General features: G+C 71.9%; 11 protein-coding genes. 4 read left to right on the top strand and 7 right to left on the bottom strand.

Annotation, left to right across the window (positions count from 1 at the left end):
* A partial coding sequence (locus tag G6031_RS15985; protein ID WP_182653790.1) for a UPF0182 family protein occupies window positions 1-2,256 on the bottom strand: 2,256 nt, incomplete at its 3' end.
* A 66-nt stretch (window positions 2,257-2,322) separates the two neighbouring features.
* Window positions 2,323-3,381 (bottom strand): PDZ domain-containing protein, encoded by a 1,059-nt coding sequence (locus G6031_RS15980; RefSeq protein WP_179524807.1) that lies wholly within the window; start codon window positions 3,379-3,381, stop codon window positions 2,323-2,325.
* An 80-nt stretch (window positions 3,382-3,461) separates the two neighbouring features.
* Here G6031_RS15980 and G6031_RS15975 point away from each other — a divergent pair, with 80 nt between their 5' ends.
* A complete protein-coding gene (locus G6031_RS15975; RefSeq protein ID WP_182653789.1) occupies window positions 3,462-4,850 on the top strand; it encodes a zinc-dependent metalloprotease in 1,389 nt (462 codons plus the stop codon).
* A gap of 66 nt (window positions 4,851-4,916) precedes the next feature.
* Here G6031_RS15975 and G6031_RS15970 read toward each other — a convergent pair whose 3' ends face one another.
* Window positions 4,917-5,645 carry a M48 family metallopeptidase gene (locus G6031_RS15970; RefSeq protein WP_347238514.1) on the bottom strand — a complete coding sequence of 243 codons (729 nt, stop codon included), beginning with the start codon at window positions 5,643-5,645 and terminating at the stop codon, window positions 4,917-4,919.
* 123 nt (window positions 5,646-5,768) lie between these two features.
* On the opposite strand from G6031_RS15970, the gene G6031_RS15965 reads away from it, so the two are divergent.
* Both G6031_RS15965 and G6031_RS15960 read left to right on the top strand, forming a co-directional pair.
* Window positions 5,769-6,743, top strand: a complete 975-nt coding sequence (locus tag G6031_RS15965) for a hypothetical protein (RefSeq protein WP_347238513.1) — start codon at window positions 5,769-5,771, stop codon at window positions 6,741-6,743.
* Between the two features lie 8 nt (window positions 6,744-6,751).
* Window positions 6,752-8,068 carry an AarF/ABC1/UbiB kinase family protein gene (locus tag G6031_RS15960; protein WP_179524805.1) on the top strand — a complete coding sequence of 439 codons (1,317 nt, stop codon included), beginning with the start codon at window positions 6,752-6,754 and terminating at the stop codon, window positions 8,066-8,068.
* 21 nt (window positions 8,069-8,089) lie between these two features.
* On the opposite strand, the gene G6031_RS15955 is transcribed toward G6031_RS15960, so the two are convergent.
* Window positions 8,090-10,210, bottom strand: coding sequence for an ATP-dependent DNA helicase UvrD2 (locus tag G6031_RS15955; RefSeq protein WP_338404176.1), 2,121 nt, complete (start codon window positions 10,208-10,210; stop codon window positions 8,090-8,092).
* Window positions 10,211-10,295: 85 nt separating this feature from the next.
* On the opposite strand from G6031_RS15955, the gene G6031_RS15950 reads away from it, so the two are divergent.
* Complete coding sequence (locus G6031_RS15950; protein WP_179524804.1) at window positions 10,296-10,568, top strand: mycoredoxin; 273 nt, start codon at window positions 10,296-10,298, stop codon at window positions 10,566-10,568.
* On the opposite strand, the gene nudC is transcribed toward G6031_RS15950, so the two are convergent.
* The 3 genes from nudC to G6031_RS15935 form a co-directional block, all read right to left on the bottom strand.
* Complete coding sequence (nudC, locus tag G6031_RS15945) at window positions 10,565-11,479, bottom strand: NAD(+) diphosphatase (RefSeq protein WP_179524803.1); 915 nt, start codon at window positions 11,477-11,479, stop codon at window positions 10,565-10,567. The genes G6031_RS15950 and nudC overlap by 4 nt on opposite strands.
* 98 nt (window positions 11,480-11,577) lie before the next feature.
* Entirely contained in the window at window positions 11,578-12,657 is a 1,080-nt protein-coding gene (locus G6031_RS15940) for a potassium channel family protein (RefSeq protein WP_179524802.1), read from the bottom strand.
* 62 nt (window positions 12,658-12,719) lie between these two features.
* On the bottom strand, window positions 12,720-14,549 hold a 1,830-nt coding region (locus G6031_RS15935; RefSeq protein ID WP_182653788.1), incomplete at its 5' end, for a 3'-5' exonuclease.

Here is a 14,549-nt window from a genome sequence, read left to right as displayed (position 1 = left end):
CGGCCCGCCGGCCGGCCCGCCCGCGGGCGGGGTCGGGTTCTGGATCGACGAGGTCACGGTGGGATCGGAGGGCACCGACCAGAAGGCGTCGTTGGTGAAGAACTGGCCCGGGTCGTCGACCTGGTACTTGGCCAGCAGCTCACGCTGGACCTTGAACAGGTCCTCCGGGTAGCGAAGGTGCTCCTCGAGCTCCTCCGAGATCGCGTCCCGCGGCTGCACGATGCCGGGTAGGGCCTTCATCCAGGTCTGCAGCACCGGATCCGACTCGTCGAACGCGTAGAGGTCCACCGTGCCGTCGTAGGCGTCGACCGTGGCCTTGACCGAGTTGCGGATGTACGAGACCTCCTCGTCCGGCAGCACCCGGCCGCCGGCCTCGTTGGTCGAGTCCGCCGTCATCGCCTCCAGCGAACTCAGCTCGGCGTACGGATAGGTCTTGAGCGTGGTGTACCCGTCGACGATCCACTTGATCCGTCCGTCGATCACGGCCGGGTACGTATTGGTGTCGGTGGTCAGCCACGGGGCGACCTTCTGGACACGGTCGCGGGGGTCGCGGTCGTAGATGATCTTGGAGTCGTCGCCGATCAGGCTGGACAGCAGGATGTTGCGCTCGGCGAACCTCAGCGCGTAGGCCGTGCGGTTGATCCAGCCGCCGATCGGGACCCCGCCCTCGCCGGTGTAGGTGTACTGCTGGGTGTCCGTGTCGTACTCGCGCGGGCCCTCGCCGTTGTCGCCGACGATGGCGTAGTCGGGGTCGGACTGGGCGATCAGCGGACCGAAGTAGGTCCGCGGCTGGGTCACCGGGATCACCATCTCCTGACCACTGGCGATGGCCTCGAGGTCGGAGACCTGGAAGTTCGGCAGTCCGCCGCGATCCGAGCCGGCGTCGTCCGCGATCTCGTTGACGCGGTTGGCGGGCGCGGAGACGAAGCCGTTGCCGTGGGTGTAGACGGTGTGCCGGTTGATCCAGTCCCGCTGGTTGGCCTGCAGGGACTCCGGCTTGAGCTCACGGGCGGCCACGAGGAAGTCCCGCATCTCACCGTCGATCGTGTACCTGTCGATGCCGAGCGTCTCGGGGAAGCCGTAGAAGTTCCGCAGCTGGTGCAGCTGGGTGAACGTGGGCGAGAGGACGTTGGGGTCGAGCACGCGGACGTTGGACAGCGTCGTGACGTCCGAGCCCGCCTCCCGCGGGTTCGGGTCGGCCGAGCCCCAGTTCTCTATGTAGGTGACGCGGTCGTCCCCGATGTCGTACGCGGCCCGCGTGGCCTCGATGTTGCGGGCGATGTACTCCCGTTCCTTCTCGGCGCGGTTGGGGTTGACGGAGAACTGCTCCACGGCGAGCGGCCAGGCCGAGCCCACCACGAGCGCGGAGAACAGCAGGAGCACGGTAGCGAGCGCGGGGATGCGCAGGTCCCTGATCACGATCGCGGAGAAAAAGGCGATCGCGCAGACGATGGCCACGGAGAACATGAAGATCTTGGCCGGGATCAGCGCGTTGACATCGGTGTGTCCGGCACCGGTGAACGTCGCGTTCTCCCGGAACAGCAGCTCGTAGCGGTCGAGCCAGTAGGCGGCCGCCTTGAGCAGGATGAACAGTCCGGCGAGGCTGACCAGCTGTATCCGCGCGGCGCGGGTCAGCGCACCCTCACGCGCTCCGGGACGGAGCCCACCGAACAGGTAGTGCGTGACGAGGTTGGCGATAAACGCCAGGACCACGGCCACCATGAGCCAGGTGACGATCGACCGCCACAGCGGCAGCTCGAAGGCGTAGAAGGAGATGTCGAGCCCGAACTGCGCATCCGTCTGACCGAACGGCGTGGAGTTGAAGAACGCCAGGACCGACTGCCAGCCCGACTGCGCCACCGAACCGGCGAGGAGGCCGATCGCGACAGGGACCCACAGCACCGTCTTGGCCGGCGAGTCGCCGAGAGCCGCCCGGTACCTCGCCAACGCATCGGGCATCCCCGGCTGTGCCAGGAACACCGGCCGGTACCGGAAGGCCAGCAGGATCCCCGCGGCGATCGCGAGTCCCACCAGGAGGGCGACCACGACGAACAGACCGATCCGCGTGAGCAGCTCGGTCCTCATCACACTGGTGGCGTCGACCGAGCCGAACCACAGCCAGTTGGTGTAGGTGGAGTTGATCCTCGGCAGTACCTGGATCAGGACGATGAGGATGACGATGGAGATGGCGACGGCTCGGCCGCGACGTGAGATCGCGATCGGCCGACCGGGATTACCGGGTGGGCGGACGGACACCGGGGAAGCTCCTGGACTGCTGGGGCGGACATGCTCGTGGAACCCACCTTACGGAAAAGCGTCGCCTCACCCGCAGGTCGGTGGCTCTCCCCCGGAAACGGCCTCCTCCAGCGCCTCCAGCGCGCCCCGGAGGGTGTCCACCTCGATCAGGCGGATGCCACCCGGTGGGTCCTGCACGGCTTCCGCACAGTTTCCGGCGGGGACGAGGAACTCGGTCGCCCCCGCATCCCGGGCGGCACGGATCTTGTGCGTGATCCCCCCGATCGGCCCGACGGTTCCGTCGACCCGGATCGTGCCCGATCCGGCGACCTCGGCCCCGCCGGTCAACTCGCCCGGGGACAGCTTGTCCACGATCGCGACCGCCAGGACCAGCCCCGCCGAGGGGCCGCCCACGTTCGGGTCGATGTTGATCTCGACGTCCGTCCCGTCGGCCGGTGTGTCGCCGACGAGGATGCCCAGGCGGCCCTGGTCGGGATCGCCGTCCGGTCCGGCGGGCTGCAACGTCGTCGTCGTCGTCTCCTCGCGCCCGTCCCTGGTGAACCCGATCCGGACCTCGTCGCCCGGACGGTGGGCGCTGACCTGCTCGACCACCGCTGTCGAATCCGAGACCCGCTCCCCGGCGATCGAGGTCAGGATGTCGCCCTCACGGAGGAGGTCGGCCGCCGCGCCCTCCGGGTCGACGGCCTCGACCCGGGGCTGCATCGGGATCCCCAGGTACCCGTAGGCGGCGGCCTCGGCCGAGTTCTCCGACCCCACCATCTCCGCGGCGTTGGACTCGCGGACCTCGTCCCTCGACCGTTCCGGGGGGAAGACCTGGTCGCGGGGGACCACCATCTGCACCGGATCCAGCCAGAACCTCATGGCGTCGAGCAGGGTCAGGTTGTCGCGGACCGCGACCGTCGTCATCCGTAGTGCTCCGGAGGTCTCGTCCGCCTCACGCCCGCTGACCTCGACGACGGGGACCGTCTCCACCCCGTCGCCACGCTCGACCTCGACCTCCCCGAGGGTGTCGTAGGTGGGCCCGGGGCCCATGGCCACGAGCGGCACGGTCGCCGACGTGGCCAGGACGAGCAGCAGCACCGCCGGGACCAGAGCGGCGAGGAGGGTCAGCAGTCGGCGACTCACGGGGGCAAGGGTAGTCCGCGCGGGCGGAACCGTGACGTCGCGCCCGGACCTGCGCACCCGTCGGGCTGTACCGTTGTGGCATGAACCAGCCCTTCGGTTTCTCCGCTTCCGATGACGACGGTCGCGACGACGACCGGGGCCGCGACCCGGGCGGCCCCGGCGGTTTCGACCCCTCCCAGTTCGGTCAGTTCGGCCAGATGCTCTCCCAGTTCGGGCAGATGCTCGGCTCCATGGGGTCGGCGATGACCGGGCCCGGCGCCTCCGGCCCGGTGAACTACCAGCTCGCCCGCACCGTGGCACTGCAGGCCCTCGGCCGTACCCCGATCGTGAGCGAGGCCTCCGGCACCGCCGCGCAGGAGTCCGTCCGGCTGGCCGAGCTGTGGCTGGACGAGACCACGATGTTCCCCTCCGGCGTACACCGGACCGAGGTGTGGACCCCCCAGCAGTGGGTCGAACAGTCCCTCCCCACGTGGGAGAAGATCTGCACCCCGGTCGCCGAGCAGATGAACTCGGCCACCAAGGGGGCGATGCCCGAGGAGGCGCGCCAGCTCGCCGGCCCGCTCCTGGGAATGCTCGACCAGATGGGCGGCATGGGCTTCGGGATGCAGCTCGGCCAGGGACTGGGCAAGCTCGCCCCCGCCGTGCTGTTCTCCTCCGAGGTGGGGCTCCCGTTCGGGGACGACGGCGTGGCCGCCCTGTGCCCGACCGCGATCGACGCGTTCGCCGAGGAGCTCGAGCTGCCCCGCCAGGAGGTCGTGGTGTTCCTCGCCGCGCGCGAGGCCGCGCACATCCGGTTGTTCGCCGGAGCGCCCTGGCTGCGGGCTCGGGTGCTGGCCACCGTCGAGGAGTACGCCCGCGGGATCCGGGTCGACACCTCGGGGCTCGACGACCTGGCCTCGGGTCTCGACCCGTCCATCCTCCAGGACCCCACCAAGCTCCAGGAACTGCTGTCCGGCGGCGCGGGCGCCATCGGCCCCAAGGTGACGAATGTCAACGAGGCCGCGCTCGGCCGCCTCGAGACGCTGCTCGCCCTGGTCGAGGGCTGGGTCGACGCTGTCGTCACCGCCGCGGTCGGTGACCGACTGCCCAGCGCGGACAAGCTGCGCGAGATGTGGCTGCGACGCCGGGCCACCGGTGGCGCGGCCGAGCAGGCCTTCGCCGGTCTCGTCGGTCTCGAACTGCGCCCGCGGAAGGCGCGCGAGGCCTCGGAGCTGTGGCGCCGGGTCGGAGAGGCAGTCGGCACGGATCGCCGCGACGGCCTGTGGAGCCATCCGGACCTGCTCCCCGTGGGCGAGGACCTCGAGAACCCCGCCGCGGTGATCGACCGGCTCCTCGACGAGACCACCGGGGACCAGTCCGGGGTGGACGAGATCGAGAAGTTCCTCCGCGAGTCCGGGGCCGGGGACGGATCGGGCGACAGCGGCAACGGCAACGGCAACGACACGGACGGTCCCGCGCGGGACGCCTGACCACCCGACCGACGGACGGGTGGGCCGCGGGGTCGAGGGGTCGGCGGGGTCGAGGGGTCGGCGGGCCTATCGCCGGTCGGCCGTCCGGTCGGGTCCGTGCGCGGACCCCTGGTCGTCGGCCCGGGAGTCGTCGGCCAGGGAGTCGTCGGCCCGGGAGTCGTCGTCCTGCACCAGGTCCCCCACACCCTCTCCGCCACCGGCCGCTCCGTCGCCGGCCGGCCCGGGGGTCCTCGCGTACGCCTCGAGGAAACCCATGGCCCGCTCGGTACGGGGATAGCGCCGCACCTCCGCCCAGAACTGCGGTGTGTGCCCGCCCGGTACCACGAGATGGGCGAGCTCGTGGACGACGACGTAGTCCAGCACGTACGAGGGGACCTCACGCAGCACGTCGCTGACCCTGATCTCCCCCGACCCCGGTGAACACGAGGCCCACCGGGTGGTCATGGCGGGCACCCACCGGATCGACGCCGGACGCGGGCGTCCGTCCATCCACCTGGCCGACAGGGTGGTCGCTCGTCGCATCAGATCCTCGTCGGACGCGCGGCTCCCCGACCGCCGTCCGGAACGACGCAGGCGCGCCAGCATGTCGACGACGAGCCGGCGCTCCTCGGCCCGGGGCAGCCCCGCCGGCATGAACACCACCACGGTCCGGCCCTCCACGCGCGCCGAGACCGTCCGCTTGCGTCGGCGCGACCGCCGCACCTCGATCCTGGGGTCATCAGGGCTGGTGGGCAGCCCGTCGTCGGGGCGGGAGTCCGGGTCGACATCGGGTTCCGGGCGGGGCGGGGGCGGCACGCCGACCACGGTAGACGACCGGGGATCACGCCGTTATCCACAGGCGGCACCTGGCGCGCCGGGCCTGTGGACAACCCCTGACGGGCTCCCCCGCGGTGACCGTGCTCGTGCCACGATGTGCCCGTGTCACCAGCGACCGACTCCGTCGTCCTCCCGCCCCACGCTCCCCCGGACAGCGCCCCCACCTCCAGGAACCCCGTCCGCGCCGTCCTGCGGGCCGGGACCGTCGTGGTGGTGCGCGACCACGAGTCGGTCCAGGTGGGTCTGGCTCCGGACCGCGCGGTCGTGGTGGTCGCACCCACCTCGTGCGGTCCCAGGGGGTTGGCCTCGCTCCTCCTCGACCTCGACGCGGGCGCGGACCTCGACGAGGTCGCCACCCGGGCCGGGGTCGACGCCGCCGACCTGCCCGCTGTCGCCAGGATCCTGGCCCGCCTGGCCGAGCTCGGCCACGTCCGGCTCACCGGCCCGGACGTCGCCGCACCGGAGCCGGTGCCCACCCCGCGACCGGCCGCCGTCCGACAGGTCCACATCCTCGGGAGGGGCCAGCTGTCAGAGGTGCTGCGTGGGCCGCTGTCGGTCAACGGCTGCCGGGTCACGACCGGTCCCGACCCGGGACTGGCCTTCGACCGCGACCGTCCGCCCTGGACCCGCCGCGGCCCGACACCGGACCTGGTGATCCTGACCGGATCGATCGCGGTGGATCCGGTGGTGGCCTCCGCCCTCACCCGCTCCGGTCAGGTGCATCTCCACGTGTACGCCCGCGACGGCCGGGTGGTGGTGGGGCCCACCGTGATCCCCGGGGCGAGTCCGTGTCTGCGGTGCGTGGACCTGTTCCGCGCCGGACGTGACCCGCGGTGGCCGTTCGTCGCCGCCCAGCTCGTCGGCCGATCCCCCTCGGCCGGAGTGCCCGCGCTCACGGCGGCAGCCGCCCTGGTCCTCGCCGAGGTCTCCGCCAGCCGTGGGGCCGACCGCCCCCTCCAGACCATCGGGGCGTCCGTCGAGATCAATCCCGCCGAGGGGCTGTGGAGAAGGCTCGAATGGCCGTCCTCCGATCGCTGTACCTGCGGCGCGGCGACATATCGGCATCCTCTGTCATGATTGGAGGCGTGGCCGATCTCCCCCGCACCTCATCCCGCCGAGCAGCGCGCCTCGCAGGCCTGCCCCTGGGAATCGCCGGACGAGCCGCCGGGTCGCTGGGACGTCGAGCTCTGGGCAGGGGCGAGGGCGTACTGACCGAGGAGCTGGCCGACCAGGCGGCCGAACAGGTCTTCGCCGTGCTCGGAGAGCTCAAGGGCGGGGCGATGAAGGTGGGTCAGGCTCTCAGCGTGTTCGAGGCCGGGATGCCCGACAAGTACGCGGGCCCGTTCCGCGAGGCGCTCACCAAGCTCCAGGCCGAGGCTCCGCCGCTGCCCCCCGCCGAGGTCGAGCAGGTCCTCGACACCCAACTCGGCCTGCGGTGGCGGGAGCGGTTCGCCGAGTTCAACACCTCCGCGGCCGCCGCGGCCTCGATCGGGCAGGTGCACCGCGCGGTCTGGTCGGACGGTCGGGAGGTGGCGGTGAAGATCCAGTACCCCGGGGCCGACGAGGCGTTGCGGTCGGACCTCCGTCAGCTCCGACGTCTCTCCCCGCTCCTGCGGCCCCTCAACCCCGGCACTGACGTCAAAGGGGTCATCGACGAGTTGTACGACAGCGCCGTGGCCGAACTGGACTACCGGGGGGAGGCCGACACGCAGCGGGTGTTCGCCGCCGCGTTCCGCGACGACCCGCTGATCCGCGTCCCCGCCGTGCTCGCCTCCGCCCCGAAGGTCCTGGTCACCGAGTGGGCCGAGGGTCGCACGCTCGGCCGGATCGCCGCGAGCGGGACCCAGGAGGAGCGCGACCGGGCCGGTGGACTGCTGGCGGAGTTCCAGTTCTGTTCCCCCGCCCGCGCGCGGATGATGCACGGCGACCCGCACCCCGGCAACTTCCTCCTCGCGGACGACGGTCGGATGGTGGTGCTGGACTTCGGGGCGTCACTCCCGCTACCGGACGGCATGCCCGCGGTCCTCACCTCGATGATGCGGCTCGCGCTGGCCGGGGAGTCCGAGGAGCTGCTCGCCCTCATGACGCGCTCCGGGTACGTGGGCCGGGGCGGGTTGGACCCCGCGGACGCGATGGCCTTCCTCGGGCCCTTCATCGAGCCGATGCGCAAGCCCGAGTTCCACTTCGACCGCAAGTGGATGCAGGGGATCATGGCGGTGTACGGGGACGTCTCCGGCCGTGAGTTCCGGACCTCGCGGTCCTTCACGCTTCCCCGCGAGTACGTCCTCATCCACCGGGTGCTCTCGGCCTCGGTGGGCATGCTGTGCCAGCTCGAGGCGACCGCCCCGTACCGGCAGATCGTCCATCGCTGGATGCCGGAGATCTTCCCCGACGAGGAGTGAGCCACTCCGGACCGGCCGGGATCAGCCCTCCCTGACCAGGCGGAGGACATCGTCCCCGTACTCGCCGAGCTTGTGCGCCCCGATCCCGCCGATGCGCCCGAGCGCCCGGGTGTCCGCGGGACGCTCGCGGGCGATCTGCACGAGAGTGTCGTTGGTGAACACCGTGTACGCGGGTTTGCCGATGCGTTCCGACGTCTCCCTGCGCCAGTCGCGCAGCCGCTCGAACAACCCGGTGTCGACCTCCACCGAGCAGTCGGGGCACGATCCCAGCGCCCGGTGCATCGGCCCGGTGAGCCGCTCCCCGCATCCGCGACAACGCCCCTTGTCCGGGGAGTCGGACGTCTGGCGGCTTCCCCCGGGCGCCGGTGCCGGGCGGACCGGGTCGAGGAAGCGGCTGGGACGGCGTGTGGCGCGGCCCCCGGCCCGTCGGCTGCGGCTCCACGAGACGGACAGGTGCTCCCGTGCCCGGGTGACCCCCACGTACAGCAGGCGCCGCTCCTCCTCGATGGCGTCCGGCCCGGCCTTGATCGCGTGACTGATGGGCAGGCTGCCCTCGTGCACCCCGAGGAGGAACACCGCATCCCATTCGAGCCCCTTGGCGGCGTGGAACGACGCCAGGGTCACCCCGCGCTGGTCAGGGGCGTGCCTCGCGGCGGCGCGGGCTCTCAGACCGGCGACCACCGGGAGTAGCCCGGGGCGGTCCTCGGTGGTGGCGATCTCCTCCACGAGGCCCATCAGCGCGGTCAGCGACTCCCACTTCTCCCGGGCCTGGGCGCCCGACGGCTCGGCGGCCGTGAGACCCAACGGTTCCAGTGACGCCCGGATCACCCGCGCGACGTCGGTGGGGTCGGTGAGCGCGGAGTGCTCCTCCGTGACCGCCTCGTCGGTGCCGTCGACCAGTCTGTCGATCGCCGACATCGCGCGCCTGATCACCGTCCGGTCGAAGAAGCCCTCCCCACCCTTGAGCCGATAACCGATCCCCACCTCGTCCAGCGCGGCCTCGATGCGCTCCGACTGCGCGTTGACGCGGTAGAGGACCGCGACCTCCGAGGGGTCGAGCCCACCGTGGACCAGATCGGCGATCGCCCCGGCGACCGCCTCCGCCTCCGCGTCCTCGTCCGGATACTCGGTGAGGACGGGGTCGGGCCCCGCCGGACGCATTCCACGGAGGGTGAGACCGGCTGATCGGAACCGCCCCGCGCCGGCCCCGATCACCGCGTTGGCCAGGTCGACCACCTGCGGGGTGGACCGGTAGTCCGACTCCAGGCGGACGACGGTCGCCTCCGGGTAGCGCTCGGCGAATCCGAGCAGATAGTCCGGATCGGCCCCGGCGAAGGAGTAGATGGTCTGGTTGACGTCGCCCACCACGGTGAGGTCGTCGCGCCGACCGAGCCAGGCCGACAGCAGGCGCTGCTGGGCGGGGGTGACGTCCTGGAACTCGTCCACCACGAAGCACCGGTAGCGGTCCCGGAACTCCTCCGCGATCGCCGGGACCTCCTCCACCAGTTCCGCCATGTGTCCCAGCAGATCGTCGAAGTCGAGCATGCGGACCGGGCCCGACACCTTGAGATCCTCGTACGCCCGGAACGCCCGCGCCACCTCCGGGGCGGGGGCCGGGAGGTCACGACTGAGTGCGACCGCCCGCTCGGCGTACGTGTCGGGGGTGAGCAGACTGGACTTGGCCCAGCCGATCTCGGTGAGGACGTCCCGGATCGTCTCCGTCGAGGGATCCAGCCCCACCCGGCGGACCGCCTGCGCGACCGCCCGGAACTGTCCGTCGAGCAGCTGCCAGGGTTCCTCGCCGTAGACCCGCGGCCAGAAGTAGGAGAGGTTGCGCAGAGCCGCCGAGTGGAAGGTCCGCGCCTGGACCGGCCCCGTCCCCGCGTCCGCCACGCCCAGCCCGGCGAGCCGCATGCGCAGTTCCCCTGCCGCGCGGGCGGTGAACGTGACGGCCAGGACCTGGTCCCCACGGACGTGTCCGGTGGTCACCAGGTGGGCGATGCGCCGGGTGATGGTGCGCGTCTTGCCGGTCCCCGCGCCCGCGAGGATGCAGACGGGTCCGCGGGGCGCCAGGACTGCCCGCCGCTGCTGGGGGTCCAGTCCGTCGAGGGCCGAGTCCCGGTCACGCCGCACGTCATCCACGCCACCATGGTGGCATCCGGCCCCGACACATCGCCGTGGGCCTCCCCCGGGATGATTCCCCGGTCTCCGAGCGTTGGACCCCGTCATGAGCGATCTCACGAACGATGCCGAGGCCCTGACCCTCTACACCACCACGTGGTGCCCCTTCTGTACCCGGCTCAAGAAGCTGCTGGACGAGAAGGAGATCGGTTACACGGAGATCGACGTGGACGCCGACGCCGAGGCCGCGGCGTTCGTCGAGAGCGTCAACGGCGGCAACCGTGTCGTCCCGACGGCGCTGTACTCGGACGGCACCACCGCCACCAACCCCCCGGCCTCCCAGGTGAGGGCCAAGCTCGCCGAGCTCGCGGACGCCTAACGGTCCACCGCGGCGACCCACGACCGGAGCATCACGTGGGCGATCGATACCGGTGGGGCCACCATGAGGTCGCCCCGGCCGTCGAGCGCGGCGCGGACCTCGTCGACGTCGAACCAGGCGGCCTCACTGATCTCCTCGTCCTCGAGCACGATCGGCGCGTCCGGGTCCCCGACCGCGTGGAAACCCACCATCAGTGAGCGGGGGAACGGCCAGGGTTGGCTGCCGAGGTAGCGGACCCGGTCGACCTCCACGCCGACCTCCTCCTTCACCTCGCGCCGGACACAGCCCTCCAGGGACTCCCCCGCCTCCACGAATCCGGCGACGTGGGAGTACATCCCGGCCGGCCAGACCGGTTGACGTGCCAGGAGCACCCGGCGCCCACCGTCGTGGACCAGGCAGATCACGGCCGGGTCCGTGCGTGGGTACTCGGGTCCTCCGTGGAACGGGTCCTCGATGGCCCAGCCCGCGTCCACGCGGCGCGGATGGTGCTGCGGTTCCCGGCCCCGCACGGTGTCCCGGTGCCAGCCGAGCAGGGCGAGGGCCTGCGAGGCCAGTGAGCCGTCGCCCTCGACCAGGTCCGCTCCGGTCACCCGGAGTGACGCCACCGCCGGGTCATCGGGCAGCTCCTCCACGGGCAGGGCCCAGATGTGGCGCCCCTCGTCCGTACGCCCGAGGAACACCGCGGTCTCCGGCAGCTCCTCGGCGTGGTCCGACGCGGGTTCCAACCGGATGCGTCGACGGCCCCCGGCCGCCGGGTCCGTGGCGAACCGGTTGCGGCGGTCGACCCGCAGCACCCGCGCGGTGGCCCATCCCCGCGACAGACCGTCGACGTCCTGCCTGAGCGGCGCGGCCCGGTCGGGCGCGGCGACGGACAGCACGGGGTCGGAGTCGAGGCTGAAGTCCAGCGGCATGGTCGGGGTTCCTTCTCGCAGATCTTGGGGGAGCGGTCAGCGTGCCAGCCCGGCGGACGCCGCGGCCACCCGGACCGCCCGCGTCGCCGGCCCTGGTCTCAGCCCGAGACCATCTTGATGTAGAGCAGGCGGTCCCCGGTCTCCAGGGCGTCCGCCTCGGGTTCGTTGACCTTGATCAGCTGACCCTTGCGGACCACTCCCAGGACGAGCTCGGCCAGATGGCGCGGCGAGCCGCCGACCTCGGACTCCTCCACGCGCCGTTCGGCGATGGAGAACCCCTCGTCGGGGGTCAGCAGGTCCTCCATCATCCCCACGACGGTCGGGGTGATGGTCGCCAGGCCGAGCAGGCGCCCGGCCGTCTCGGCGGAGACCACCACGGAGTCCGCGCCCGACTGCTTCAGCAGATGCTTGTTGTCCGACTCACGAACGGTGGCGACGATCTTGGCGTTGGGTGCCAGCTCGCGCGCGGTCAGCGTGACCAGCACCGCGGTGTCGTCGGAATTGGTCGCCACCACCACGGCCGCGGCGCGGGTGACGCCCGCGAGCTTGAGGACGTCCGACCGGGTGGCCGAGCCCTGGACGGTGACCAGTCCGCGGGCGGCCGCGGACCTCAGCGCCTGGGGGTCGGTGTCGACCACGACGATGTCGTCGGGGGCGATCTCGTCGGCGAGCATCGCCGCGACGGCCGACCTGCCCTTGGTGCCGTAGCCGACGACGACGGTGTGGTTGCGCACGAGGTTCCTCCAACGCTGGATCCTGAGGGCCTGACGGGACTGCTCGGTGAGCACCGACAGGGTGGTACCGACGAGCAGGATCAGGAAGAGCACGCGCAGCGGCGTGATCAGAATGGCGTTCAGCAGCCGCGCCTGCTGGGTGATCGGGGAGATGTCCCCGTAACCCGTGGTCGAGAGGGAGACGGTGGCGTAGTAGAAGGCGTCGACGACCGTGATCCGGCCGTCGGCCCCACCGCCCCCTTCATACCCCTCCTGATCGAGATACACCACGAGGGCCGCCAGGGCCAGCGTGAGCACGGCCATCAGGACGCGCTTGCCGATGAGCCGCCACGGGCTCTCGGCGTTCGCGGGGATGCTCACCACGCCCACGAGGATGTGGTCGGGGCTCTCGTCCAAGGGGTCGCTGCTGCGGACACGGGACGCGAGTGCGCGCTTCCTCACCATCGGCAGCTCCGTTCCGGGACGGGACCGCCGTCGATCATCGGGGTCACCGGGACCATCGTGGCCTATCGGTCACCGTCGGACAACAACCGGCCTCTCCCCGGTCCGGTGGAGAGGAGTCGGAGCAGCTCCTCCGCGTCGGGGAGATCGGCCGGTTCGACGGTCCTGCCGGCCCGGACGTAGTGGAAGGCGGCCCGGACCCTGTGGAGTTCGACCGGTCGTCCGAGCCTGGCGGAGAGGACTCTCGCCCACGCGTAGCGGTAGACCGCCAACTGGAGCGAGACCGCGGGCATCTCCCCGGGGCCCGGGACCCGCCCGGTCTTCCAGTCGACGACGATCCAGTCGTCCCCGTCCGCGAACACCGCGTCCATGCGGCCACGCAGCAGATGCTCCCCGAGTCCGACCTCGAACGGCACCTCCACCGCCTCGGGTGTCTGTCGGGCCCATCGCGACGATTCGAAGGCCTGCTGCAACGCCGTGAGGTCCGACTCCGACACACCGTCGACCGCACCATGGTCCCCGGCGCCGGGGAGATCGTCGATGTCCAGCAGGTGGGTGGCCCCGAAGCGGTGTTCCAGCCACAGGTGGAACCGCGTTCCGCGACGGGCGAAGCGGTCGGGCCGGAACGGCACCGGTCGGCGGAGGCGATCGGTGAACGCGTCGGGATCGGTCGCCATGGCCACCACCTCACCCGCGGTCAGCCGCCGCGGCAGGACCACGGCGTCACGCTGCTCGGCAGCCCGGCGCGCATCCGCGAGCAGCGGCGCCGCCATGAGGTGCCAGCCCCGGGCGGACCCGTGATCGGGCACAGGGTCGGTCTCGGGGTCCACCGGTGAGGCCAGCGCCACCGCGCGGGCCGCGGACGTGCGGTCCTCCTCCGCCGCACGCGGCCAGGTGGCCTCCACCACCGCCTCGGTGGCCGGATTGGTGGCCGACGGTGTGACGACGAGGTGGTCCGTCTCCCCCAGCGGCTCGGGTCCGCGGCACGACTCGAGTACCTCGTCGAGGAACTCCGACGGGCCCCGGGGTGTGGAACCGCTCCCGTGCCAGTGCGAGGCCGAGAGCAGCAGAGAGTGTTCCGCTCGGGTGACGGCCACATAGAACAGGCGTCGGTCCTCGTCGAGCGAACGCTTCTTGACGCGGTCGATGTGAGACCTGAGCGCGGCCTCCAGGAGCTTGCGGTCCGCGACCCCGTCGAGCCGGGGCACGGGCACCCCGCCGGGGTTGTCCCCGTCCTCCCGGTCCCCGCGCAGCTCCTCCGGCAGGTGGGTGGCCGCCCGGATCGAGGTATGGGGCGCCCGGTCGGAGGGGAAGATCCCGACCGACAGGTGGGGCACGGCGACGATCTCCCACTCCAACCCCTTGGCCGAGTGCACGGTGAGGATCTGCACCCGGCCCGGGGTGGCGGCGACCTCACCCCGGGCGAGCCCGCCGTCCACGGTGCGCGCCAGGTCGAGGTGTGCCAGGAAGGCGTCCAACCCCGGACCCCGGTCGGCCCGGAACCCCGCGGCCACCTCCTGCAGTTCGTCGAGTTGCTCGCGGGCCTCTCCCCCACCCACACGCTCCCGCAGGCGTACCTCGGCATCCAGACCCAACGCCTGCTCCGCGGCGGCCACGAGCCTGGCCGGGGGCGCGGACGACCGGGCCCTGAGCCCGGCGATGATGCGGGAGAGCTCGGTGATCCGGGCGAGGCCGGCCGGGCTGTAGTCACCCTCGGGGCCCGGATCGGCGAGCGCGTCCGCGAGTCCCGCCGCGTCGGTCTCCTCCCCCCGGGCGATGGCGTCCAGGACGTCCTCGAGCTCCCCGACGGAGGACAGCGCCCCCGCGGCCCCGACCGGACGCCGGAGCGAGAGCACGGCCGCCCGTCTGGCCAACGCGGCCAGATCGGCGGCCCC

It is taken from the genome of Dietzia sp. CQ4, from assembly GCF_014145125.1.
Classification (GTDB): domain Bacteria; phylum Actinomycetota; class Actinomycetes; order Mycobacteriales; family Mycobacteriaceae; genus Dietzia; species Dietzia natronolimnaea.
Note: the sequence above shows the minus strand (reverse complement) of the source record. Positions and strands in the feature narration are given on the sequence as shown.

Coding starts and splice junctions, on each gene's coding strand:
- G6031_RS15975 (WP_182653789.1), top strand. CDS start 3,462: ATGAACCAGCCCTTCGGTTTCTCCGCTTCCGATGACGACGGTCGCGAC.
- G6031_RS15950 (WP_179524804.1), top strand. CDS start 10,296: ATGAGCGATCTCACGAACGATGCCGAGGCCCTGACCCTCTACACCACC.
- nudC (WP_179524803.1), bottom strand. CDS start 11,479: ATGCCGCTGGACTTCAGCCTCGACTCCGACCCCGTGCTGTCCGTCGCC.
- G6031_RS15940 (WP_179524802.1), bottom strand. CDS start 12,657: ATGGTGAGGAAGCGCGCACTCGCGTCCCGTGTCCGCAGCAGCGACCCC.